The following is a 23,759-nucleotide window of genomic DNA, read 5'->3' as shown; positions in this document are numbered from 1 at the left end:
GTGCCTTTTTGTCATCATATCGTACTAGTATCAATTTGACCTTTGCTAGTAAGCCTGATAAATTTAATATAATAAAATAATATGAGATGGGAGCTCTCACCATGAATTTTTTAACAGATAACAATAACACAGCGACTTACGCTGATGGTCAACCAGCATTGCTAAACGACTTAACTCGCAAGTTGTTTTTCGCCGCCGGAATGATCGCAATTGTTTTGGGAATTTTTGCGTTTACTTTTTCAACTAAGGGCTTAGCCACGATGAGTGCCTTGTTCGCCGTTTACACACTATTTCTAGCGGTACTAGATATGATGTTGTTTACAAAGAGCCAAGCACTACGTGGTAGTTTCCTTGTTTCAGCGCTTCTAAGCTTTGTTATGGGACTAACTATGCTATTCCGCCAAGACGTTACTAACGAATTCCTAGGCCTTGTATTTGGCTTCTGGGTACTATTCAATGCCATCAGCATCCTTTCTCAAGTTTGGTTGCCTGAACTATTGAACAACTGGTATCGTTTTGCCGGTATCGCGATTGGTTTGATTGGAATTTTGATGGGGATGTACCTAACAATCTTCCCTAACGTTGCGCCAAACACACAATCAATTATCTTAGGAATCTTCGCTGATTTGCTAGGTATCTACTACCTACTTGTTGCTTTGTTCAGCGCTAAGAAGTCTGGGACTTTCAAGTAATTTAAAAATATGACCACCTCATCTTAATGAGGTGGTTTTTATTTGTTTTCGTTACATGGCGTATATACAAAAAGCGTTGTGAATCCTAAGATTCACAACGCTTTTATTGTCTATTATTTAGCAGTTTCTTTCTTTCGACGCACAATGTAGATAACACCACCAATGATAATCGCTACAATTAACACAATCTTCATGATTGATGTGACTTCATCCACCGTAGCTAATACTTGCGTCCATGCACGCCCAGCAAAGTGGCCTAATGAGACAAGCACTGTATTCCAAATTAATGTTCCTAGGCTTGTGTACAACAAGAACGTCCCAAATGGCATCCCCGTCATCCCCGCGGGCACAGAAATCAAACTACGTACGATTGGCACGAAACGTCCGAAAAAAACCGCTGCACGCCCATGCTTCATAAAGTGCTTTTCAGCTTTTTCAAAATCTGATAGACGTAAACGTAGAATTTTACCTAAACGGCTATTAACTAGCTTTTCTAATCGTTCCATATCCAAGTATGTTCCAATCCAATATAGGATTGTTGCACCTAAAATCGCACCTAACGTTGCGGCTAAAACTGCCCCTACGACTGTTAAATCACTCGTAAAAGTCACAAATCCAGCAAATGTTAGGATCAATTCAGAAGGAATTGGCGGAAAGACATTCTCAATGGTAATTAGTAACGCAATTGCTAAATAACCATATTGGCTAATCGCCGTTTCGATAAATTGTTCCATATTAGTCCTCATTTCTACGCGCATAGCGTCTCTACGTTTTATGTGCCGTAATGACTAATTACTATACTTACTAAGTATTAAATGAGCCTGAAAAAACAATTTTTATTTCGTCTATAAAAACTTAGCAATTCTTTCACAAACGGTTGCTCGATGTACCCCGTTCAAGTTTTCATTGGCTCGGGTTACATATGGATTAAAATCAAATGTCTGTTGAAAAACTTTCGAAATAATTGGCATTCCACTCTTTACATCTCGCACCACCGGTCCAGCTAAGCGATAAAAGCGGTCAACTGTTTCAAATGTTAGTTCTTGATTGATATACAACACCGGCACTTGTAAGGAAGATGCTTTAACGGCAACCTGATATTGATCAGTCACAATCAAGTTATACGCTCTAAAATTAGCGTTTTCGCTAATTTCTTTTTTCACCATATTGGTCGTGATATCCTCGAAGACTGTCATGTCTAACTCAGACAAGACAAACCCAATGTCCTCTGCAGGAACGCTTGGCGATTCACGTTCGTATGTCGCATATTGTGGTAAACCAGTTACGTGAACCTTAGCATGCTTACCCGCAGCATGCGTTACGAGCTTTCGATTTTGTCGATTCGCAACTAAGAAATCTAATTGACCATGTACTGGAAAATTAAAGCCTTGTGTTTCGATTTGATCAACAAGGTCATCAATTAAGAAGACATGGTGTTTGATACTCATTGGGATAACGGCTTGCGCACCAAACGGTAGTGCATCATGGCGATTACCCGTTACTACTAACTTCTTGATTTGTGGATACAATCCAACGTGTGCTTTTGAATTCGCAAATACAATTTGTTCGTTTGAACTATCAATTACGTCATCTTCAAACTGACCATCGGTCAATAAGAACACGTCCTTACGATTAAGTGTCATCATATGCGTAAATACCAAACGGGTATTTTGGCGTTGTTCTCGTGTCATCCCTTGGTCTAGTAAGACAATTTTTGTGCGTTCAATTGTAAGATCTGTATCTAACAATTGTTGGCGTGCTGCTTCAAATTCACCGTGATCCAAGATTAACGGTACAAACATCACATTGCCTGCACCCGATACACGCGTGGCTAAAACTAAATCTTCTGAAGTTGACGTTGTGAGTTTTAATAACGGATTAGCTAAAACCATATCCTTATCAGCTGTCCACTTCATCGTGTCTTTGGATAGACGTGCTTGATCGATTTGCAGCTTAAACTTCAGTTCAAACGTTTCTAGCTTGGTTTGATGTGGCACAATTTGAGCATGCATGGCTGCAATGTCAGTATTAGGCACCAATATCTGCCCATGTGTATCATAGCCATCCATGCCATTCTTAGTTGTTGTCAGATTCTTGATGGTGTACACCAAGGGGGTTGGTAATAAAGTTCCGACAACATTCGCTTCAAGTACGGTTGGTGCGAAGAATTTAGTACGGACAGATACATCAACTAACAAACCCGCATCGGTCATTTCATAGTGCTTGATACGACGTTCCTCAACGAGTGCCTCTGTCGTACCAAACCAATTCCAGCCAATTCGCAATGTTGATTTCAAGCTCACGTACATTGATACGATATTCTCATTAACCGGCAGATCAAGGTTATCACCAAAGACTAGTTTTGCATCGTTAACCGCTAATTCTACTAGCTCTTCATCTTGATCGAACACAATGCTAGCAGATACTGCTTTTTCGTATGCAAAAAAAAGAATCAACTCATCTTGAGACACCGTATAAACGTAGGCATCGTTCATTACTTCTTCAGTCCATACCATCGTCTGCGTCTGATACTGGCTGCGTAAGTTTGCTAACTGTTCCGTACTACGAATCTTCATCGTAGTCGGCGTTGCTTCAATTTGTAATTCCATGCGATCCGACTCCAATTCTTTCGTGCTTAAAGTAGTTCAGTAAATGTATCTCGAAAGCGCATATGCATCATTGTTCCGATAAAGAACAAGACACCAATCGTGCCCCAGAAAAAAATCATATGCCCCATATCTTGCCAAAACCAGCGTTGATACAAGAGCGTATCACGGAAAATATTAACAACATAATTAAATGGTGACAGCTTTAAAAGCGCTGTCACAATATACGGCATTGATGGTGAGTTTAAATTCACAACAACACCAGATGAATAAAAGATAATTCGAAACAATGCACTCATTGCTGATTTATAATCCGGAATTAACAGTGCTAACGTTGAATTAATTAAATTAAACGCAAGTAACATCATCACCATGGCAAATATTGCATAAAACACCTGCAACCAATAAAGAACAGGCATATAACCGCACATAAGCATGATCCCGATAAACAAGATCGTCATCACAATATAGCGGCGAAGTCCTTCTAACATCGGAATTGTAATGGCAATACTTAAGGGAAAGCTCGTTTTAGATAACGTACTGACTTGTCCTTTAATACTTGATAACCCACGATTATATACTTCTTGGATATAAAACCAGGGAACAATCGCTGTCAGCAACCATAACAAATAAGGTTGCCCATCAACGTCTCCTTGATAAACACCCATTCCAAAAACCAAAAAATAAATGGCAATAAATAGCATAGGCTCAATATAATCCCACACCGATCCTAAATAGCTGTTAGCCCACTTATTATCCACATTAAATCGAGCTAATCGTTGACTAACCACCCGATTCGCGAAGATTTCTTTTATAAATTGTTTGACGTTTTGCACTTATCTTCTCCTTACTCGAACGGTACATTCACGTTACTTCAATGCACTGATGTTCATCCAGTCTGTGACTAAGCGCATTGGATCAGCTATCACATCTTGCGGTGATAATTGCAAAATTAACATCACACCTAATACCACCAATAACATTATAATCACACCCAAAACACCCCAATTTAATTTGGTCATACCACGTTGTTCATTTATGACTTGCGTCTTGGCAACGATATCCGCCATTTCTTCATCAGTTTGAGGATCCCTTTTTAAGATCTCTTTGGTGGTTAAATTATCGAGTGTAAAGTTAATTTGCTCATTACGTGCAGCCGTTTGCGTCACTTTACGAACTGCTTCGGACATTTGTTTATTACGCTGAACAAATGCACCATATTTAGCCAACACTTCATCCGTTGGTCCAAATTCTTTTACATTACCACGCTCGATCCATAATACTTTATCAGCCATTTCGCTAACTTGATCTAAAGAATGACTAACAAAGAAAATGGTTTTCCCTTGTTGTTGAAATTCTTTCATTTTGTCTAATGACTTACGGGTAAATGTTGCATCCCCAACTGACAATGCTTCATCCACAATTAAAACATCTGGATTTGAATGGACCGAAATAGAGAATCCTAGTTTTGAACGCATCCCACTTGAATATGTCTTAACTGGTTGATCAATAAAGACACTCAGTTCTGAAAACTCAATAATTGCGTCCATTTTTTCTGCAATTTCCGCTTCTGACATTCCCATCATCAAACCTTTTAAGCGAATATTTACACGTCCAGATAAATCTCCTTTTAATCCAGTTTTAACAGCAATCAGTGATACCATCCCATTCACGGAAAAATCACCCGTTGTTGCTGGTACAGACCCTGAAATGATATTCATTAGCGTAGACTTTCCAGAACCGTTAGTCCCAATAACAGCGACACTTTCCCCCGCCATTGCTTGAAAGTCAATACCACGTAATGCCCAAAAATCAGGATATTTTTTCCCTGTAAACAATGCTTTCACTTTATCCGTGCGTGTAGGCGCCATTCCATAACGCTTGGTCAAAAATTCACCATTTACTTTTACATCTTCATCTAACATGTAATACCACCATTCATGCCTATTTCTCTATTCTAGTGATTCATATAAACCCTTAAACGATTTCTCTATTTTACCATTGAACCCTTAGATAAACAAAAAAGCACACCCTAAAAGGGTATGCTTTTTAAAAATTAGTCAGCTGACAAGATGTCCTTTGAAAGAACGTTCAAATCTGCATCGAAATCGTAAATGATTGGTTGCGCGTTTGCAATTTCAAGACCTAGAATGTCTTCGTCTGAAATTTGTTCGATGTGCTTAGCCAATGCACGAAGTGAGTTTCCGTGGGCTGCGATCACAACGTTCTTACCGGCCTTCAAGTCGGCAGAAATCTTTTCATTCCAGAATGGCATTACACGTTCCAAAGTAACCTTCAAGTTTTCACCCAATGGCAATTCTTCAGCAGGTACTTCAGCGTAACGACGGTCGTATGAAGCGTATGTTTCACCTTGTACTTCAACAGTTTCTTCAGCTGATTCTAGAAGTGGAGGCAAAACATCGTATGAACGACGCCATTGCAAAACTTGGTCTGCACCGAACTTTTCAGCGGCATCAGCCTTGTTCAACCCTTGCAATGCACCGTAGTTACGTTCGTTCAAACGCCATGACTTTTCTTCAGGGATGAACATTTGTCCTGCTTCGAACAATGTCAAATCCAAAGTTTCAATCGCACGTGTCAAAACTGATGTGTAAGCTTGGTCAAAATCAATCCCAGCTTCTGCCAACATCTTACCTGCAGTCTTTGCTTGTTCGATTCCAACTGGGCTCAACTTTGTGTCAACCCAACCGTTAAATAGGTTCTTTGCGTTCCATTCACTTTGTCCGTGACGGATCATAACTAACTTAGCCATTAATCGCTACCTCTTTTATATAAATTTTATTCTTACATTATAACAGATTGTAGACTGTTCAACCAGTCACAAACTTTATTTTCGTTATTTTGAGACGTGTCCATTTTCTAAACGTAAGTTAGAAGAATGTAGTGGCACTGCCTGTTCTGGTTTCAATTGCTTCATAATTGCATTAATCGCAATCGGCCCTTCACCAAATCCGCTAGCAATCAAATCGGCTGACCCTTCATATCCAGCGATATCGCCCACCGCATAGATACCCGGAACTGTTGTCATCATTTTACTATCTACAACAAATTGTTGTCGGTCTTGCTCTGGATGAATTGACCATTCGGTTAACTCACGATGATCAGATTGAAAACCATAATTAATAATCAAGTCATCCACGACAAGTATCTTTTTTTGCTCACCGCGGAACTCTTCTAAACTAACTTGTAGTTGGCCATTTCCCAACTCTGTCACAGCACTAATGTTAAATGGCGTTTCTTGCACAACACTTGAGTTCCCTAATTGGGTAATCGTGTGTTCTAACGCACGAAAATGCTCGCGGCGATGTGTAATTGCTACTTCACTCGCAATATTTTCCAACGCTAACGCTGTGTCTAAGGCCGCATCCCCACCACCAGCAATTAACACATTACGTCCTGAAAAAATAGTTGGATCACTAACATAGTAGTGAATAGCTTTGGACTCAGGTACTTCCACTGGTAGTGTGCGTGGCTCAAATGCACCACCACCGGTTGCCATGATGACTTGTTTCGTCATAAATTCACGTTGGTTTGTAACAACTAAAAATCCTTCATCTTGTGGCACAATATCCAACACCGTTGTATTCAATTGGACATCGACCGGCAACTGTTGCATTTGTGTTGTTAATTGTTCAATTAACGTCAAACCAGTTACCGCAGGAAAGCCAGCAACGTCCAAAATCTGCTTATGCGGATATAGGCTGACAACTTGGCCACCAACCATTTCAAGACTATCAAGTAATACCACATCCAATTCACGCAACCCTGCATAAAAGGCTGTAAATAACCCAACTGGTCCAGCACCAACAATTGTTACATCACGCATATCTTCACCTCTTCTTGTTTAGGCGTTTCGCGTGTACAATTCTGGGAATTCTGACAAATCAGCATCAAAATTCTTTTCCATCATCAAGCTAAAGAATGGTCCTTCTTCACCGGCGAATTCTTCAAAGACTGCTTCCAATTCTGGGTACAACATTGAAACGGCCGCTTCATCATCACCATCAACCACCAACAAGTATTGACCATCCCCATCTGCTTCAAGCCATAGCAAAGTCATCTTGTTAATCGCTTCTGGATGATCGTCTCCAAATCCAATCAATTCATAGCGGAATTCATTTGACAACATGTCGTTAGCACTCTTAACTTCGACTTGCCCACCTTCACCACCTTGTAACGCTTCACTCATCGCTGCCAAGTATTCAATGTTCTCACGAGAAATCGGCATTCCATCACTAAATGGGTTAAGTGCCAATCCAGCAATTTGTGGGTTTTGCCCATTCAACAACATTGGGAAGTAATCTGAGATCATCATTCCCCATGGGTGAACTGTTTGCTTTCCTTCAACTTCTGGTTGCGCGTTAAAGGCTTCTAAATCAGTAAAGATTGGGAACACTTCTTCACCATCTTCACTTGACATCAATGTCACCAAGGCAATTTCTGACCCTTCTGGCAATTCTAATTCACCATTTTCATTTTGCTTAGGTACAGCCTTGTAGTTAACAGGTACGATAAATTCAGCTTCTAGCAAAGCCTTTGTGTACGCTGCATCAGTTTGTTCATTTTGGTCTTCGCGCAATGCTTCTAATGCTGCCAGCAATGCTGTGTTATCAATTTTACGAGTTTCTTCTGCCATCTTATTTCTCCATTTTCTATTGCACAATGTGCGCGATATATGTTTCTTGTACGAAACCACGTACGCCATTGTAGATTCGTTTTGCTTTTGATTCTTTATCTGTTAACGCAAAGACAGTTGGGCCAGTTCCAGACATTTGTACAACTGGCGCCCCAAACTTCATCATCTTATCCTTCAATGTCTTAATTTCAGGATATTTAGCTGTTGTAATTGGTTCCAATACATTGAACATGGCCGCATAAATACCTGTTAGTTTCCCCGCAGAGACACTGTCCATTAACGCGGTCATATCACCATGTTCTAAAGCTTGATAATTAATCATCTTTAAAATCTTGGGTGTTGAAACACTAATGTTTGGCTTTGATACTACACACCAAAGCGATGGGAACTTCGTCTCCAACGGTGTGACAATTTCACCACGTCCAGCCACTAACGCTGGTCGGCTATATACACAATAAGGTACATCCGCATCAACTTGTAACCCAATTTTAGCTAATTCAGCATTTGACAGTCCCAATTCCCAAATCTTATTCAAGCCACGCAAAACAGCGGCGGCATCTGAAGATCCACCACCCATTCCAGCTGCGACAGGAATCTTCTTATCAATATGAATTTCAACACCTGTTGTGGCATTCGCATAGTCACGCATTAACATTGCTGCTTGATACGCTAAGTTTTTTTCATTCAAAGGTAACAGGCCGCTCGTTGACTCTACACGTATTTCTTGATGCGCATCAGTTGTCTTGATCATGACTGTATCAGCCAAATCAATTGACACCATCAACATATCCCATTCATGTTGACCATCTTGATGAATAAACGGTGTATCTAAACTAATATTCAATTTAGCATATGCTCGTTCCAACACTTCCATCCTGCTATCCCTTTCCTATTAAATATCTACTTATGCCCATTATATCAATTGTCAGGAATAAGCGAAACAACAAGTAGGTAAAGCGCTTCCTTAATTTCAAAATTATCTCAAAATACGTGCATTACATCAAACAATGATCAACATGGTCGGTATCTGGTTCAACGTTTCTTTTTTGTGAATAACTTTACATACATTTCGTTTATCGTTATGATATACGTTATGAACTACACATAAGGAGAGGCTGTCATGCGTTATCTATATATTTTATTGGGGTGTATTGCATTTACCATTGGAACAATTGCCATTTGGATCCCCGGAATCCCAACAACTGGTTTTTATGTCGCAGCGGCGTTCTTTTGGACACGCTCTTCACCACGACTACTAGCTTGGTTACATGCCAACAAACATTATCAAGAATACGTCGTTGAAGGCGTATATCATCGTAAATTATCACAAAATAAGCGTATCATGATTTATATCTTCTCCGCTGCTTTCATGGCCATTCCGTTTTTCACGGTGCCTAAGCTATGGTTACGTATTGTCTTGATTTGCTGCTCATTATCACAAATCATTAGTATGGAAGGCTTCTACCGCGGCTGGTTTATGAACAACTGGTTCCGTAATAAGTAATTCACTTTAAATTTATACCAACAAAAAACGATTAATTCTCTCCTTGTTTAACTGAGAATTAATCGTTTTTTTGTTTATTTATTTTTATTATCAAACGCTTTAACATCTGACTTTAACTCAGCTTCAGCATCACGGACGACATCACTCAATTGCGCATGCGTTTCAGGTGATGCATTTGGATGCACACCAACGTTCATTAAAATAGCAGCACCCAATCCTAAAAATGTATCAATCACACGATCAACAGCATACATCATATCCCCATCTACTGGTAAGGTGAAGGCAATCATTAAAAAGGCCGCGGATGCACCGATAATCCCTGTTGTATTACCAATGCCATCATTGATAATAATGACGACCATCAATAATAACGGAATAAACACAATCTGTGCCCAATCAGCTTGGTTTGATGTATTCCAAATCCCAAAGTAAATCAATGAACAGATACCACCGATTATGCTTGCAATAACGCGTGATACACCAAAATTCATCGTTGATTCAAAGTCTTGGCGTAAAGAAAATACGGCTGCTAAACAAGCAATCATTGGATTTCCACGATGAAAAACTAAAAAGAAAATCACAATAATCATCACGGATAGACCCGTTTTTAACGTTCGCATACCAAACCGGAAATGTCCTAATGTCATGCTTTTGCCTCTATTCGTTACTTGTACCGTAATTCGTTACTTTTGGATATCCAACCATCATTGTTGCTAATAAGATTAAGAATGCCACAAAGACTAAGCCAGAACCACCAAAGAACAATAGTTGGTAACCTTGTTTTTCAATCACTAATCCACCAAGCAATGGTCCAATGGCACGCCCAATTGATGGCGCGGCTGCGGCCACACCTTGGTAACGTCCCTTCAATGAAACCGGTGTTAATTCGTTAATCAATGCCGGAATCATTGGGAAAGCCGTTACTTCTCCAAGAGTTGTAATAATCATCGCAATCGCAAATCCGTTGAATGTTTGTACGAATGGCAAAATTAAGAAGGCCAAGCCAAACATAATTAAACCACCAAAGATTTGTAACCACATAGCTGTCCGACTAGCTGAGACATTAAACAGATTCATCAATAGTTGCACAACAACAATCAAGACCCCATTAATCGTCCACAACAATGAATATTGCCACAACGGTAAATTCAAATCATTCGTCATGTAGACGGATAGATTTCCTAGCCATTGTGAGTAGGCAATCCACAAGACAACCAAGCCAAACACAGCAGTGTAAATCAAACGTAGATTCCACTTTGATATCTTCTCTTGCGTTTCACCTTCTTGCACTGCTTGTTTTTCAAACGGCATATTGAACTTCTTCTTAATCACAAACAACAAAATGACGTACAAAATCAATGCCAGTAGGAACAGCCACGTAATTCCCAAGGGGAAAATCACACCGACCATCGCCGTGGCAAACACCATTCCAAAGTTGTTTGTAAAGTACAACATGTTAAAAACGAAACGTCCATCGTGATTGATAACACGAGTTCCGTAGGCGTTAATCAACGCCATGTTCCAACCACCCAGGAATCCCGCCAAAGTCAAGTTAAGTGCATACCATGGCCAACCGTGTTGGAACATGAAGAAGACTTGTAGCGCAATCATTGCGATTACTCCACCTTGGATTAAACGATATGGATGGAAGCGGTCAAACAAGTGCCCACTAACTAGTGATCCAATCGCTTGCCCAACTGCATTGGCTAGCATAACCCATCCAACAATAACCAAGCTTTGCTTCAATTCGTTATGTAAATAAACTGTTGCGACTGGCCAAATAAATCCAAACGCAAAGTTATTAATAAAACTGGCAATTAACAGCCATTTAATGTTCATACCTTGTTTTTGCATGCATATCCTCCTAACTAAAGAATCAGTTGATGTGTTTCCCCATCAACTGACCCCTTTATCCAAAACTATTGCCCATTTCATCTGCACGGTATTCAATATTTGAAAACTTATTGTACGACTTGACGAACAACAAGCGCGCCGTTCCACGTGCACCAGAACGGTTCTTTTCTAAGATAACTTCAATTTCACCAACGTCCGCTTGTTCTTCATCACGCGGATCAGATGGGTTGTCATCGTCATCGTTGGCACTTTCATAATAATCTTCACGATACAAAAACGCAACGATGTCGGCGTCTTGCTCAATTGATCCCGATTCACGGATGTCAGATAGCATGGGACGCTTGTCTTGACGTTGTTCCACACTACGCGAAAGCTGTGACAAGGCAATGATAGGCACATCCATTTCCATGGCCATCTTCTTAATAGCACGAGAGATGGCAGACACTTCTTGTTGTCGACCTTCCGAACCAGTTCCTTCAATCAATTGTAGATAATCGATAATGACCAAACCAAGTTGGCCTTCCTTTTTCTGCAAACGACGAAGTTTTGAACGGATTTCCGTCACTTTAATTCCAGCAGTATCGTCAATAAAAATCTTCGTATTTGATAGTGTTCCCATCGCTACTGTCAAATTAGTCCATTCGTCATCGGCTAATTGTCCAGTACGCATGTTTTGTGAATTAATGTTTCCTTCAGCAGCCAACATACGGTTGACCAATGATGTATCTGGCATTTCCAGTGAGAACACAACGACTGGCAAATCTGGTTGTGCAACAGCAACCTTTTGCGCAATATTCAAGACGAACGCAGTCTTACCAACGGCTGGACGTGCAGCGACGATGATCATTTCACCACCATGGAATCCTGTCGTTAAATTATCCAACGCTGGATAGCCTGAAGCTAATCCTGTAATTGGATCATCATTCTCAGAATTCTGGGTAATTTGTTCAAATGATCGACTTGCAACATCAGCAATATCTTTAAAGTCAGCCGTTGCATTACCAGTTCCCAACATATCAAGTCGCGTACTAATGTCCGCAACCAAGTCTTCAACACTTTCAACACCTTCATAAGATCCTTGCGTTCCATCTTGCAAAGTGTCAATCAAATTACGACGAATAGACTTCTCTTTAACAACCTTAGCGTAGTATGGCGCATTAGATGCAATTGGCACAACTGTGGCCAATTCCGTTAAGTATGCCATACCTCCAGCGTTTTCTTGTTGACCAACACGGTCCAATTCATTATTGATGGAAATAACATCCACCGTTAATTGATTGGCATCCAAGGTCAACATTGCTGAATAGATTAAACGATTACTTGTTTGAAAGAAATCTTCTGGCGCCAATGTTGTTGATACTTGCGCGATCAAATCAGTTGGATCGGTCGATATCAAAATTGAGCCCAATACGGCTTGTTCCGCGTTTAAATCATGCGGTGCCCCATTCACAGTGGGATTTGAAAATTCAGCCATCATGCTCTCTCCTTCACGCGCTGTTTATCAGATATCAATTAATTTTCAGCTACGTGGACACGCAAGTCAGCATCAACATCCTTGTGTAGCTTGATGCTAATTGTACGGTATCCCAAAGCCTTAATTGGTTCCTTCATGTCCATCTTACGCTTATCTAGCTTGATACCCAATTGCTTGTTGGCTTCTTCAACAACTTGCTTTGATGAGATTGCCCCGAACAAACGACCGTCAGTTCCAGCCTTAGCCTTGATTTCAACAACGACATCGTCAGCTTCCAAACGGGCCTTCAATGCTTCTGCTTCAGCCTTTTCTTCAGCCAATTCACGATCATGCGCCTTCTTCTTACCTTGGCTTGCAGAAACGTTTTGCTTGGTTGCGGGTTCAGCCTTCTTGTTCTTGATCAAGAAGTTGTTGGCGTATCCATCAGGAACATCCTTAACTTCGCCCTTCTTACCACGACCCTTAACATCTTCCAAAAAAATAACCTTCATTGCTTTATCTCCTTTTATTCAACGTCACTATCTGGTTCATCTTCACCATCTAGTACAGCGATCAATTGTTCATATACTTCTTCAATTGTCTGATTTTTAATTTGTGTTGCTGCATTATTTAGATGACCACCGCCACCTAACTTTTCCATTACAACTTGTACGTTTACTGTGCTGTCAGAACGCGCTGATACGGCAACGGTTTGATCGTCACGACGAGTCAAAACGTATGACGCGTGAACTCCAATCAATTGCATCAATTCGTCGGCCGTTTGTGCGGCTACAACGGAATCATACTTAACGTCATCCTCACCAACGACAATCGCAGCTTCATCACGCAAAGCAACACGATCAATCAAATGCGAACGATCACGATATGAGTCCAATGATTCCTTCATAAACTTTTGAATCAATTGTCCATCAGCTCCAACAGAACGCAAATAACTAGCTGCGTCAAATGTACGCGTTCCAGTACTTACTGTAAATGACTTCGTATCAATTTGAATTCCCGCCAATAATGATGTGGCTTCAATTCGGCTCAATCCTCGAACATTATTCGGTTGGTATTCAAATAGTTCAGTGACCAATTCAGCCGTTGATGATGCGTAAGATTCTACGTAAACCAATTGTGGTTTTTCAGGGAATTCTTCGCCACGACGATGATGGTCAATAATCACTAAGTTATCAGCCAAGGCACCATAAACAGCATTATTTTCAGTAATAGATGGCTTTGAGTGGTCCACCATAATTAACAAACTATGCGGCGTTAGTTGTGACAAAGCATCTGATGCTGACATCAGCACTTGTTCTTCGCCTTCTTCGTTATGAATTTCCTTCAGCAACAACTTAATGTCAGTGTGTGCATCTTCGTTATCATCATAAACTACCCAAGCTGGACGATTATGCATTGTGGCTAGACGGCGCACACCCAAAGCAGCTCCAAATGAGTCCATGTCTGGTCGAACGTGCCCCATAATGAATACTTGATCAGCATGACTAATCAAATCGCCTAAGGCTTGTGAGATCACACGCGCTCGAACACGTGTACGCTTCGCCATCGGATTAGTTGTTCCACCAAAGAATTGGGCATCCGAATCATTAGACTTGATAACGACTTGATCACCACCACGACCAAGCGCCAAATCCAAATTAGCTTGCGCTTCAGTCGCTAACTTATCAATTGCTGTATCACCATGTGATAATCCCATACTCAATGTAACGGGCATGTTTTGTGCCGAAGTTGCTTCACGAATATTGTCTAGAATACTGAACTTATCCTTCGCCGCTTCTTTTAAACCTTTTTGGTAACCAATCAACATATAACGATCCGCCGTAATACGACGCGTATAAATGTCATGCGCTGCCATCCAAGTTGTTAATGAACGTGTTAAGAATGTACGAAGACCTGATGCATCTGAATCATTCAAACGTTCACTTACTTCATCATAATTGTCGACCGATACTAATCCAACAACCAATTGTTGGTCAGCTAATGTCTTTTCTAATTCTGCATTTTCAGAGACGTCAAAAATATAAACAGCTTGTAAATCTGTTTGCACACGCATTTTAAATTGCTTGCCCAACCAACTCAACGCCATGTCATCACTTTCAGCATCATTGTCGGCCCATGCCTCAATGTTTTTCGATAGCGCAGGTGATACCTTATCGATTTTCTCACCAACTAGATATTCATCCCCAATCCAAGCTTGCAGACAGGGGTTAATCCAATTGATATAACCTTTATCGTTATACAGCAAAATACCAACTGGCATTTGTAATGTTGCTTCTTGCTCTCCACGATTCACGCGATATGATAGGTTGTTGATGTAATCACTTGTATCTTCACTGATATTTTTCAGTGTATTAAAAATAATTGCTAAGGCTCCCACAACCATTAGCACACCAAGCACTCCCACAATCCAGTTAATCATGAAAGCCATGATAATTCCCATCAATCCCATTATGGAAATTAAGATTGCCGTCAATGTTAATCTCTTGTTCTGAAACACGATCGGCAATTCTGTTTTTTTCTCTTCTGTTTTCACTAGAATCTGACTCCTTACTATCGTGTTTTGTATTAACGAGTATTATAACATGAAATAAAAGGTGGACACAAAAAAGCAGTGTTTCGTCTACAGTTGTCATGCCTGTCTTCAAGTACTATTCCCTCTAAGAAAAATACAGTCACATTAGTGAAATTCAATAAAATGTAACCCACAACAACATCGTTCCAAACATAAAAAACATCCACAGTATACATATAACAAAAGCAATCACTTTAAAATTCTAAGCCCATGCTAATATTAAATACAAAAAGCACTGCCCATAGGCAGTGCTTTTTTGTTTATTCGTTTGTCTATTAACTTCTCGCTTACAACAATCCCGCTGCACGTGCTCGTTCTTCATACATTGGGACTTCATCTGGTGTTGCTGCGACAAAATGACCTGGTGTAATTTCAACCAGTTCACGTACTTGCCCGTCTGTCTCACGCGTTGGGTCATAAGCGACAGGTACGCGTGCCTTTTCCACAGCTGGATCTGGCACAGGAATCGCACTCAGCAACGAACGTGTGTAATCGTGCAATGGGTGGTCATAGATTTCATCCGCAGGTCCAATTTCTAGCATTTGGCCCCAATGTAGGACACCAATACGGTCTGAGATGTACTTAACCATTGATAGATCGTGGGCAATAAACAGATACGTTAGGTTTTGCTTCTTTTGCAAATCCTGCATCAAGTTAACGACTTGCGCTTGAATTGACACGTCCAAAGCAGAAATTGGTTCGTCAGCAATCACAAATTCTGGTTCCATTGCCAATGCACGGGCAATCCCAATACGTTGACGTTGTCCACCTGAGAATTCATGTGGGTAACGATTAGCGTGGTCTTTGTTTAGACCAACCGTCTCTAATTGTTGCGCAACAATCGCATCTCGTTCTTCTGGACTACGGGCCATGTTATTAGCATCTACACCTTCAGCGACGATATCTTTAACCTTCATACGCATATCTAATGATGCTTGTGGGTCTTGGAAAATCATCTGGGCATGCTTATGAAAAGCACGACGGTCAGCCTTCTTTTTAATCTTTTCGATATCTTGCCCATTAGACAAAATTTGTCCATTTGAAATGGGTTGCAATTTCATAATGGCACGACCAATCGTCGTCTTCCCAGAACCAGATTCACCAACCAGTCCAAATGTCTCACCTTCGTAAATATCAAAGGAAACATTCTTAACGGCTTTGGTTTCATTCTTACGACCGGCGTTGAACGTAATGTCTAGATTTTTAACTTCAATTAATTTCTTCTTATCAGTCATTGCGTTCCTCCTATTCTGCTAAGATTGCATCTGAGCGTACCGGCTGAGCTGCTTGGCGTTGGGCCATTGCATTTGGGTTTTGTTCAATGTAACTCGTCCAACGCTTCTTAATTTCAGCAGGCAATTCGACTTCTGGTGCACGTTCGTCCAATAACCATGTGGCTGCAAAATGTGTTGGTGTTAATTGGAAATACGGTGGTTGTTCCTGCTTATCAACAGCCAAAGCATACTTATTACGTGCAGCAAAGGCATCCCCATGTGGTGGATGTACCAAGTCTGGTGGTGTTCCCGGAATCGCTTGTAGTTGACCACTTTGTGTATCCACAGTTGGCATTGAATTCAACAAGCCCCAAGTGTAAGGATGTTGCGGGAAATTAAAGACTTCATCAATCGTCCCGATTTCAACAATCTTACCCGCGTACATAACAGCCACACGATCAGCCATCCCTGCCACAACACCCAAATCATGCGTGATAAAGATAATTGAAGATTCTGTTTCTGCTTGAATTTCCTTCATCAAGTCCAAAATTTGCGCTTGAATCGTAACGTCCAAAGCGGTAGTTGGTTCATCCGCAATAAGAATGTCAGGTCGATTAATTAAGGCAATCGCAATCACAATACGTTGACGCATCCCACCAGAGAATTGGTGTGGATAGTCATTGATGTGTTCTTCAGCATTCGGAATTCCCACATCTTTCATCATTTGCAATGCTTGCGCCAAAGCTTCCTTACGAGACAATCCTTTGTGCTTAATCAATGGTTCAGCAATTTGCAAACCAATCTTCATCGTTGGATCCAAAGATGTCATTGGATCTTGGAAAACCATGGCAATTTCTGAGCCACGCAACTTCTGCAATTCCTTTTCAGGCATATGGATGATTTCACGTCCATCAAAAGTAATGTTTCCCTTCACAACTTCTGAATTATTAGCCAACAACCCCATAATCGCACGTGTCGTAACTGATTTACCGGATCCTGATTCTCCAACAATCGCTAAGGTTTCACCCTTGTTTAGCGCAAATGAAATATCACGAATCGCTTGGACTTCACCATTGTCGGTATGGAAATTAATTTTCAGTCCTTCAACTTCTAAAATACGTTCTGACATACGGTGTCCTCCTAACGTCGTGTTCGTGGGTCAAAGGCATCACGTAAGCCGTCCCCTAACAGATTAAACGCAATCATAATCATTGATAAGATAACTGCGGGTACAACTAGTTGGTATGGATAGAACAAGAATGCTTTCGTTCCATCGTTCAAAAGTGTTCCCAATGATGCCATTGGAATTGGTATTCCTAATCCAATAAATGATAGTAGTGCTTCAAAGAAAATCGCTGACGGAATTGTGAACATCAATTGCACAATGATTGTAGAAGACAAGTTCGGAATCAAGTGCTTCATACCAATACGCCATGGTGATGATCCAAGTGTACGTGCTGCTGAAATATAATCTTGTTCCTTAATCGTCAAAACATGCGCTCTGACTAAACGAGACATTCCAATCCAAGACGTTAACCCAATTCCCAGGGCAATTGAGAACATCCCTGGTTGCATGACTAGAATCAACAATACGAAGATAACCAAGTTTGGAATTGAAGATAGTACTTCCACAATACGCTGCATGACCGTGTCTAAACGACCACCATTCCAACCTGAGATAATGCCGTACGTCACCCCAATAAATAAGTCAATTAAGGCCGCGATTAAGGCAACTTCTAGTGAAATACGTGTACCATACAAGACACGCTTAAACAAATCACGCCCAAATTGATCCGTTCCAAATAGGTAGTATGTGTCCGCAGGTACACCCGCCATTTCATACTTATCGACGATTTCGCCACCTTCTTTAACTTTACCGTCAACACCTGGAATATTTCCTGGTAACTTGGGTGGTAAGTTTTGTTGCATCACATCTTGTTTAGCAATTGCTTCAGGTGTCGCATAGGGTACAGATGCGAATGCCGCAAAGAAAATCACGATCAACACCCATAATGAAATGAATGCACCTTTGTTCTTCTTCAACCGACGCCAAGCATCTTTACGGAAACTCACATCTTTCGTTTGTAGCGCATCAAGATCCGCCGTTGATTTTTGTGGAAGCAGCTTGAAATCAGCTGCATTTAATTCTGTATATTGTTCAGCCATAGTTGCCTCCTTTATTTGTTCAAACGGATACGTGGGTCAATTAATCCATACAAGATGTCAGTAATCAACAAGACCACCATCAACATCATTGAGTAGACAATTGTTGTTCCCATAATCACAGGATAGTCATTAGTCAAAATTGATGACACAAATTGTCCCCCAATTCCTGGAATAGCGAAAATTTGTTCCACCACAATTGATCCAGTCATCAAATTAACTGCCATTGGGCCAATCAATGTTACCAATGGAATCAATGAATTACGTAGTGCGTGCTTATACACCACTTCATTACGTGACAATCCTTTGGCACGAGCCAATTCGATATAATCTGAATTCATCACGTTCACCATTTCTGTACGAATGAATCGAGCTGTAATCGCCAATGGTGCCATTCCCAAGACAACAGCTGGTAGGATTGTGTAAATAAAGCCATCCCAACCAGCAATTGGCAACCAACCAAGTTGCAAACCGATAAAGTATTGCGCCAATGTCGCAAAGACGAATGATGGAATTGACACACCTAACACCGCAATAACGGATAGGAATGTATCACGCTTAGTATTTGCGTGCATTGCAGCGGAAGCTCCCAAGCCAATCCCAGCAATTACACCAAAGACTAGCGCCTCAAGTCCTAATTGAATTGAGGGTCCGATACGTTCACCAATCAGTTTCATAACAGGTTGATTTTGGAATTGGAACGAATCACCAAAGTTCAAGCGGAAGGCATTCGTTAGGTAATCCCAATATTGCACCCAAATTGGGTTATTTAGTCCATACTGCGCTTCGATGATTGCTTTTTGTTCTGGTGCTAGTCGTTCAGCGTTAGCCAGTGGTGATCCTGGCATCAACTTCATTAAGAAGAATGTTGCTGAAATAACAATAAAGAGCGTCAGCAGGATAATCCCTACTCTTTTTAGAATATATTTAAACATCGCAGAAACCTTTCTTATTTGTTCTATTAGCAACACACATGGTGTTACTTACGTTCAATCCACTTCCAATCAAAGGTTGCCCCGGCTGGATGGTATGCCATATTCTTAACATCTGTACGCTCTAGCGCAGGTGTTGAACGGTGGTACATTGGAATAACTGCCATTTCCTTACTTAGGACTTGTTCAGCTAAAGCATAGTCATGATAACGTGTCTTAGCACTACGTACATCTGTAGTATTCGCCTTTTCAATCAAATTATCGTATTCCTTGTTTGACCATACCCCGGCATTAAATGTTCCACCTGTTTGGAACAAATCCAAGAAAGTTGATGGGTCTGAATAATCAGCTCCCCAAATCGTGATAACCAAATCAAAGTCGCGCGTTTCAGTTAATGCAATACGTTGCTTAAACGGTACGATTTTAATATTTAGCGTCAAACCGTCTAATTGTTGGAATTGTGATTGTAGATATTGCGCAGAATCCTTCGCTGCATCCGTATCATCAGTCACTAATTCTAACGTTAATTCTGTTAAGCCTTCAGCTCGCATCCCCTTGGCAAACAACTCTTTTGCTAGCTTAGGATCGTACGTAATCGCATGGTTCACTTTGGCACTTTCAGCGAAATCCTTATTTGTGTTTGGATCAACCACCAACCCCTTTGGTGTTAGTGTTTCCGCTGGAATAGCTGTGCCACCTAAAACCTTGTTCGTGAATGTATCACGATCGATTGAGTATGACAAAGCACGACGAATATCGGTATTATTCAACGCCTTCACCTTAGCACGATTCATTTGTAGGTATGCCGTTGACCCACCCGCATTGTTAATGTATGAACGGTCATGCTTTGAAGCTTGCGCTTGCAAGGCGGATAGTTCCGCATAATCAGTCGCATTTGATAGGAATAGGTTGTAGCCTGTTCCAGATTGCACTGAACGGACGCGAATCTCATTCGTCTTCACTGCTTCACTGTCATAGTAGAATTTGTTCTTTTCTAAGTAATAATCATCACTTGATCCTGACCACTTTTCTACGGTGAATGGTCCTGAAGACAAAACATACTTTGCTTCAGATCCGTAACGCTTGCCTGAGGCCTCCACAAACTTTTGGCTTTGCGGGAAGAACGGTGGCATCGTCAACAAATTCTTTAACGCTGGCATTGGTTGGTTCAATGTCACTTCAAGCGTACGATCATCCAACGCTTTGACACCCAACTTAGTCAAATCTGTTTCTTTACCAGTTTGAATCTTGTCAGCATTCTTAATGCCTTCGAACAGATATGCATATTCGGCCGTTGTCTTAGGATCATTCGTACGTTGCCATCCATAGACAAAATCATGGGCTGTCAAATCAGTTCCATTTGACCACTTCAAATCTGGTCGCAATTTAAAGGTATAAATTGTGGCGTCCTTATTAGTCTTCACAGATTCAGCAAGCGCCAAAGCCGGCTTACCATCTTTGTCTTGGCGATACAAACCGTCACTTACGGCTGTTACACCAGTAAAATCTTGGTTCGCAGATACCTTCGATGGATCGAGCGTTGTTAAGGGCGACTTTTCTACCCAACGAATCATCTCATTATCTTTTTTATCACGATCGTTTTTAACACCATTGGCAATAGCAATACCAATCCCTACAGCAGCTAACGCTGTCACGACCATATACGTTGTCTTCTTCATTTTAGAATTCATATAGTTTCCCTCACTTAACCCAAATAGATATCACGAAACTCTTACTTTTTATTCATGAATCTTTAATGCTTTCCACTATAATACGCACATTCTTGTTCCGAACGATAAATATTGTAAAGTTATATAACATTCGGTTTTGGTATATCGTTTTACCTATCAAACTTTTGAAAAATCAAACAAAATACATAAAAAAAGACCTTCACCATTTTGGTAAAGGTCTTTCATTTTTTTAATTAAGCTTTCATACGACGGTCCATGTAACGACCAAATTGTGAAATTGTGTAGTTCAACAAGAAGTACATCACAGCCAACATCAAGAACATTGGCACAATTTGATTTGGGTTTTGCGCATAGATTGTTTGCGCACGGTAAGTCACTTCCGGCAACATAATGATCGTCGCCAAAGATGTATCCTTAATCAACGAAACAAATTGCGAAACCATTGGTGGAATCATCTTCTTGTACGCTTGTGGCAACAAAATGTGAAGCAATGTTTGACGCATGTTCAAACCATTTGAACGTGCACCCTCCAGTTGACCCTTTGGTACCGCGACTATTCCTGAACGTACGATTTCAGCAATCATAGCTGATTCAAAGACAGTCAACGCAATGATTGTTGAACTCATAACATTAAAATGAATACCAATTTTTGGCAAAGCAAAGTACGTAAAGAAAATAATCAACAATAGTGGTAAATTACGAATAATATCGATAATAAACCCGACGATTGGTGACACAATACGGATATTCAAATAACGGACAATTCCTAACAATGAGCCAATAATAAAACTAAACGCAATCGAAATCACAGACACTTGAATCGTAATCCAAAGTCCCATCAAAAGGAAACGTATGTTAATCCATGAAAATGCTTGTAGAAAATCTTGCATATTATTCACCCCCACCGACTAATTTACGTTCTAGATGACGCATGTAGTAACTCAATGGCATCGTCAAGATTAGATAGAAAATCGCAACAATGATGTATGGTCCAAATGTATCAAACGTTGTTTGTGAGATCGCATTGGCTTGGTACATCAAATCCATTCCAGCAACGAATGCTAGAACTGAAGAATTCTTGATCAAACTAATGAATTGGTTTCCTAGCGGTGGAATGACCAACTTAAAAGCTTGCGGCAAGACAACATACCACATACTTTGATACCAGTTTAGGCCGTTTGAACGCGCACCTTCTAATTGACCCGTAGGCACAGCCAGAATTCCGGCACGAACTGTTTCTGCAATAAACGCTGAGCTATACAATGTTAGTCCCAATGTTCCAGATACAAATCCATCCAAGTGCCACATACGGGCAACCACTACATAGAAGAACATTGTGATAACTAGTAGCGGAATATTACGTACGATTTCAACGTAAATATTTGCTAATTTGTTGGCAAAACGATTTGGCATCACTTGTAGTAAAGCAAAGACTGTTCCTAAGATAGTCGCTCCAACCAAGGCAATTAAACTTGCTAAGATTGTCCAACCAAATCCAGTCAAAAAGGCATCCGAGTTTTCTGTAAATAGTGTCCACATTACTTGGTTACCTCCTTCCAATCTAGACCGCGCACTGTTCCAAACCACTTTTGCGCTAGCTTGTCGTAGCTACCATCAGCACGCATGTCTGCTAATGCCTTGTTAGTTGCGGCTTCTAGCTTAGGTTCGTTCTTTGAAAACGCCATACCATATTCTTCGGTTGTGAATGTTCCACCAACGATCTTTAGATTAGGCTTATCCGCACCTAACCCAAACAAAATTGTGTTATCACTAGTCAAAGCTTGTCCTTGCCCTGATTCTAGTGCACTCATAGCCGTTGAATAATCAGGCAAACCAACAACTTGTGCCTTAGGCGCAAACTTCTTGATGTTTTCAGCTGAGTTTGTTCCTGTAACAGCCAAAATCTTAGCACCCTTGTAGTTCAAATCCTTAACAGACTTAATCTTGCTGTTATCCGGTACCATAATTGATTGTCCTGCTGCAAAATAATGGTCAGAAAAATCAACAACCTTCTTACGATCATCCGTAATTGTCATCGTGGCGATGATTGTATCAATGTTTCCATTCAAAAGCATTGGTACACGTGTTCCAGAAGTCACTTGTGTTAATTCAGCTTCTGCCTTTGGGTTGACACGCTTCGTCAATTCCTTAGCTAAATCAATTTCGAATCCTTCGTATTGCCTAGATTCAATGTTCATTGCCCCAACTAACTTAGTATCTCCCTTAATTCCCCAGTTCATGACGTTTGACTTCATCACCCGATCATAGGCCAAGTTCTTTTGAGAGGCACGTGCTTGATTTTCACTCATTTTATCGATCGCTGCCCAGGCTCCCAATGCAAGTAATGCTACTGCACCCCAAGCGAGCACTTTTTTTGTTGTACTTTGCATACTCAACCTC

The 23,759-nt window shown here is 40.7% G+C and carries 24 protein-coding genes; 2 read left to right on the top strand and 22 right to left on the bottom strand.

The window, feature by feature from the left end; genetic code table 11:
* The first annotated feature begins 101 nt into the window (after positions 1 to 101).
* The gene (locus KHQ31_RS00590) at positions 102 to 692 is read left to right on the top strand and encodes a DUF308 domain-containing protein (RefSeq protein WP_213409104.1); all 591 of its coding nucleotides are present in this window, start codon (positions 102 to 104) and stop codon (positions 690 to 692) included.
* 113 nt (positions 693 to 805) lie between these two features.
* On the opposite strand, the gene KHQ31_RS00585 is transcribed toward KHQ31_RS00590, so the two are convergent.
* From KHQ31_RS00585 to ispE, 8 genes are all read right to left on the bottom strand, one after another.
* Positions 806 to 1,426, bottom strand: coding sequence for a DedA family protein (locus KHQ31_RS00585; RefSeq protein ID WP_213409103.1), 621 nt, complete (start codon positions 1,424 to 1,426; stop codon positions 806 to 808).
* Positions 1,427 to 1,537: 111 nt separating this feature from the next.
* Positions 1,538 to 3,301 (bottom strand): hypothetical protein, encoded by a 1,764-nt coding sequence (locus KHQ31_RS00580; protein WP_213409102.1) that lies wholly within the window; start codon positions 3,299 to 3,301, stop codon positions 1,538 to 1,540.
* A gap of 26 nt (positions 3,302 to 3,327) precedes the next feature.
* Positions 3,328 to 4,134 carry an ABC transporter permease gene (locus KHQ31_RS00575; protein ID WP_213409101.1) on the bottom strand — a complete coding sequence of 269 codons (807 nt, stop codon included), beginning with the start codon at positions 4,132 to 4,134 and terminating at the stop codon, positions 3,328 to 3,330.
* A 33-nt stretch (positions 4,135 to 4,167) separates the two neighbouring features.
* Positions 4,168 to 5,223 (bottom strand): ABC transporter ATP-binding protein, encoded by a 1,056-nt coding sequence (locus KHQ31_RS00570; RefSeq protein WP_213409100.1) that lies wholly within the window; start codon positions 5,221 to 5,223, stop codon positions 4,168 to 4,170.
* A gap of 131 nt (positions 5,224 to 5,354) precedes the next feature.
* A complete protein-coding gene (gene gpmA / locus KHQ31_RS00565; protein ID WP_213409099.1) occupies positions 5,355 to 6,071 on the bottom strand; it encodes a 2,3-diphosphoglycerate-dependent phosphoglycerate mutase in 717 nt (238 codons plus the stop codon).
* A gap of 84 nt (positions 6,072 to 6,155) precedes the next feature.
* On the bottom strand, positions 6,156 to 7,145 hold the full coding sequence (locus KHQ31_RS00560) for an NAD(P)/FAD-dependent oxidoreductase (RefSeq protein ID WP_213409098.1): 990 nt from the start codon (positions 7,143 to 7,145) through the stop codon (positions 6,156 to 6,158).
* A gap of 18 nt (positions 7,146 to 7,163) precedes the next feature.
* Positions 7,164 to 7,955 (bottom strand): SseB family protein, encoded by a 792-nt coding sequence (locus tag KHQ31_RS00555; RefSeq protein ID WP_213409097.1) that lies wholly within the window; start codon positions 7,953 to 7,955, stop codon positions 7,164 to 7,166.
* A gap of 16 nt (positions 7,956 to 7,971) precedes the next feature.
* Positions 7,972 to 8,829 (bottom strand): 4-(cytidine 5'-diphospho)-2-C-methyl-D-erythritol kinase, encoded by an 858-nt coding sequence (gene ispE, locus KHQ31_RS00550; protein ID WP_213409096.1) that lies wholly within the window; start codon positions 8,827 to 8,829, stop codon positions 7,972 to 7,974.
* Positions 8,830 to 9,075: 246 nt separating this feature from the next.
* On the opposite strand from ispE, the gene KHQ31_RS00545 reads away from it, so the two are divergent.
* The gene (locus KHQ31_RS00545) at positions 9,076 to 9,459 is read left to right on the top strand and encodes a YbaN family protein (protein ID WP_213409095.1); all 384 of its coding nucleotides are present in this window, start codon (positions 9,076 to 9,078) and stop codon (positions 9,457 to 9,459) included.
* A 74-nt stretch (positions 9,460 to 9,533) separates the two neighbouring features.
* Here KHQ31_RS00545 and KHQ31_RS00540 read toward each other — a convergent pair whose 3' ends face one another.
* The 14 genes from KHQ31_RS00540 to KHQ31_RS00475 all read right to left on the bottom strand — a co-directional run bounded on the left by KHQ31_RS00540 (position 9,534) and on the right by KHQ31_RS00475 (position 23,749).
* Positions 9,534 to 10,106, bottom strand: a complete 573-nt coding sequence (locus KHQ31_RS00540) for an FUSC family protein (RefSeq protein ID WP_213409094.1) — start codon at positions 10,104 to 10,106, stop codon at positions 9,534 to 9,536.
* A gap of 10 nt (positions 10,107 to 10,116) precedes the next feature.
* On the bottom strand, positions 10,117 to 11,313 hold the full coding sequence (locus KHQ31_RS00535) for an MDR family MFS transporter (protein ID WP_213409093.1): 1,197 nt from the start codon (positions 11,311 to 11,313) through the stop codon (positions 10,117 to 10,119).
* 55 nt (positions 11,314 to 11,368) lie between these two features.
* On the bottom strand, positions 11,369 to 12,787 hold the full coding sequence (dnaB, locus tag KHQ31_RS00530) for a replicative DNA helicase (protein ID WP_213409683.1): 1,419 nt from the start codon (positions 12,785 to 12,787) through the stop codon (positions 11,369 to 11,371).
* Positions 12,788 to 12,825: 38 nt separating this feature from the next.
* Complete coding sequence (rplI, locus tag KHQ31_RS00525) at positions 12,826 to 13,278, bottom strand: 50S ribosomal protein L9 (RefSeq protein ID WP_213409092.1); 453 nt, start codon at positions 13,276 to 13,278, stop codon at positions 12,826 to 12,828.
* A 14-nt stretch (positions 13,279 to 13,292) separates the two neighbouring features.
* The gene (locus KHQ31_RS00520) at positions 13,293 to 15,236 is read right to left on the bottom strand and encodes a DHH family phosphoesterase (RefSeq protein ID WP_213409682.1); all 1,944 of its coding nucleotides are present in this window, start codon (positions 15,234 to 15,236) and stop codon (positions 13,293 to 13,295) included.
* Positions 15,199 to 15,420 carry a hypothetical protein gene (locus tag KHQ31_RS00515; RefSeq protein WP_213409736.1) on the bottom strand — a complete coding sequence of 74 codons (222 nt, stop codon included), beginning with the start codon at positions 15,418 to 15,420 and terminating at the stop codon, positions 15,199 to 15,201. The genes KHQ31_RS00520 and KHQ31_RS00515 overlap by 38 nt, the downstream gene beginning before the upstream one ends.
* A 226-nt stretch (positions 15,421 to 15,646) precedes the next feature.
* Entirely contained in the window at positions 15,647 to 16,594 is a 948-nt protein-coding gene (locus KHQ31_RS00510; protein WP_213409091.1) for an ABC transporter ATP-binding protein, read from the bottom strand.
* A 10-nt stretch (positions 16,595 to 16,604) separates the two neighbouring features.
* On the bottom strand, positions 16,605 to 17,702 hold the full coding sequence (locus KHQ31_RS00505; RefSeq protein WP_213409090.1) for an ABC transporter ATP-binding protein: 1,098 nt from the start codon (positions 17,700 to 17,702) through the stop codon (positions 16,605 to 16,607).
* A gap of 11 nt (positions 17,703 to 17,713) precedes the next feature.
* The gene (locus KHQ31_RS00500; RefSeq protein ID WP_213409089.1) at positions 17,714 to 18,739 is read right to left on the bottom strand and encodes an ABC transporter permease; all 1,026 of its coding nucleotides are present in this window, start codon (positions 18,737 to 18,739) and stop codon (positions 17,714 to 17,716) included.
* Between the two features lie 11 nt (positions 18,740 to 18,750).
* Positions 18,751 to 19,671 (bottom strand): ABC transporter permease, encoded by a 921-nt coding sequence (locus KHQ31_RS00495; RefSeq protein WP_213409088.1) that lies wholly within the window; start codon positions 19,669 to 19,671, stop codon positions 18,751 to 18,753.
* A gap of 44 nt (positions 19,672 to 19,715) precedes the next feature.
* Positions 19,716 to 21,359: a peptide ABC transporter substrate-binding protein gene (locus KHQ31_RS00490; RefSeq protein WP_213409087.1), complete on the bottom strand. Its 1,644-nt coding sequence runs from the start codon at positions 21,357 to 21,359 to the stop codon at positions 19,716 to 19,718.
* Between the two features lie 233 nt (positions 21,360 to 21,592).
* Entirely contained in the window at positions 21,593 to 22,249 is a 657-nt protein-coding gene (locus KHQ31_RS00485) for an amino acid ABC transporter permease (RefSeq protein WP_213409086.1), read from the bottom strand.
* A 1-nt stretch (position 22,250) separates the two neighbouring features.
* A complete protein-coding gene (locus tag KHQ31_RS00480; protein ID WP_213409085.1) occupies positions 22,251 to 22,898 on the bottom strand; it encodes an amino acid ABC transporter permease in 648 nt (215 codons plus the stop codon).
* The gene (locus KHQ31_RS00475) at positions 22,898 to 23,749 is read right to left on the bottom strand and encodes a transporter substrate-binding domain-containing protein (protein ID WP_213409084.1); all 852 of its coding nucleotides are present in this window, start codon (positions 23,747 to 23,749) and stop codon (positions 22,898 to 22,900) included. The genes KHQ31_RS00480 and KHQ31_RS00475 overlap by 1 nt, the downstream gene beginning before the upstream one ends.
* Positions 23,750 to 23,759: the final 10 nt, after the last annotated feature.

The sequence above is a fragment of the Weissella ceti genome, assembly GCF_018394055.1.
In the GTDB taxonomy this organism is placed as follows: Bacteria; Bacillota; Bacilli; order Lactobacillales; family Lactobacillaceae; genus Weissella; species Weissella ceti.
This window is presented reverse-complemented; position numbering and strand designations above follow the sequence as displayed.

Coding starts and splice junctions, on each gene's coding strand:
- KHQ31_RS00545 (WP_213409095.1), top strand. CDS start 9,076: ATGCGTTATCTATATATTTTATTGGGGTGTATTGCATTTACCATTGGA.
- KHQ31_RS00580 (WP_213409102.1), bottom strand. CDS start 3,301: ATGGAATTACAAATTGAAGCAACGCCGACTACGATGAAGATTCGTAGT.
- gpmA (WP_213409099.1), bottom strand. CDS start 6,071: ATGGCTAAGTTAGTTATGATCCGTCACGGACAAAGTGAATGGAACGCA.
- KHQ31_RS00475 (WP_213409084.1), bottom strand. CDS start 23,749: ATGCAAAGTACAACAAAAAAAGTGCTCGCTTGGGGTGCAGTAGCATTA.
- KHQ31_RS00510 (WP_213409091.1), bottom strand. CDS start 16,594: ATGACTGATAAGAAGAAATTAATTGAAGTTAAAAATCTAGACATTACG.
- KHQ31_RS00590 (WP_213409104.1), top strand. CDS start 102: ATGAATTTTTTAACAGATAACAATAACACAGCGACTTACGCTGATGGT.
- KHQ31_RS00515 (WP_213409736.1), bottom strand. CDS start 15,420: ATGACAACTGTAGACGAAACACTGCTTTTTTGTGTCCACCTTTTATTT.
- KHQ31_RS00535 (WP_213409093.1), bottom strand. CDS start 11,313: ATGCAAAAACAAGGTATGAACATTAAATGGCTGTTAATTGCCAGTTTT.
- KHQ31_RS00585 (WP_213409103.1), bottom strand. CDS start 1,426: ATGGAACAATTTATCGAAACGGCGATTAGCCAATATGGTTATTTAGCA.
- KHQ31_RS00540 (WP_213409094.1), bottom strand. CDS start 10,106: ATGACATTAGGACATTTCCGGTTTGGTATGCGAACGTTAAAAACGGGT.
- ispE (WP_213409096.1), bottom strand. CDS start 8,829: ATGGAAGTGTTGGAACGAGCATATGCTAAATTGAATATTAGTTTAGAT.
- KHQ31_RS00490 (WP_213409087.1), bottom strand. CDS start 21,359: ATGAATTCTAAAATGAAGAAGACAACGTATATGGTCGTGACAGCGTTA.
- KHQ31_RS00495 (WP_213409088.1), bottom strand. CDS start 19,671: ATGTTTAAATATATTCTAAAAAGAGTAGGGATTATCCTGCTGACGCTC.
- dnaB (WP_213409683.1), bottom strand. CDS start 12,787: ATGGCTGAATTTTCAAATCCCACTGTGAATGGGGCACCGCATGATTTA.
- KHQ31_RS00570 (WP_213409100.1), bottom strand. CDS start 5,223: ATGTTAGATGAAGATGTAAAAGTAAATGGTGAATTTTTGACCAAGCGT.
- KHQ31_RS00505 (WP_213409090.1), bottom strand. CDS start 17,702: ATGTCAGAACGTATTTTAGAAGTTGAAGGACTGAAAATTAATTTCCAT.
- KHQ31_RS00555 (WP_213409097.1), bottom strand. CDS start 7,955: ATGGCAGAAGAAACTCGTAAAATTGATAACACAGCATTGCTGGCAGCA.
- KHQ31_RS00560 (WP_213409098.1), bottom strand. CDS start 7,145: ATGCGTGATGTAACAATTGTTGGTGCTGGACCAGTTGGGTTATTTACA.
- KHQ31_RS00500 (WP_213409089.1), bottom strand. CDS start 18,739: ATGGCTGAACAATATACAGAATTAAATGCAGCTGATTTCAAGCTGCTT.
- KHQ31_RS00520 (WP_213409682.1), bottom strand. CDS start 15,236: ATGGGATTGATGGGAATTATCATGGCTTTCATGATTAACTGGATTGTG.
- rplI (WP_213409092.1), bottom strand. CDS start 13,278: ATGAAGGTTATTTTTTTGGAAGATGTTAAGGGTCGTGGTAAGAAGGGC.
- KHQ31_RS00485 (WP_213409086.1), bottom strand. CDS start 22,249: ATGCAAGATTTTCTACAAGCATTTTCATGGATTAACATACGTTTCCTT.
- KHQ31_RS00480 (WP_213409085.1), bottom strand. CDS start 22,898: ATGTGGACACTATTTACAGAAAACTCGGATGCCTTTTTGACTGGATTT.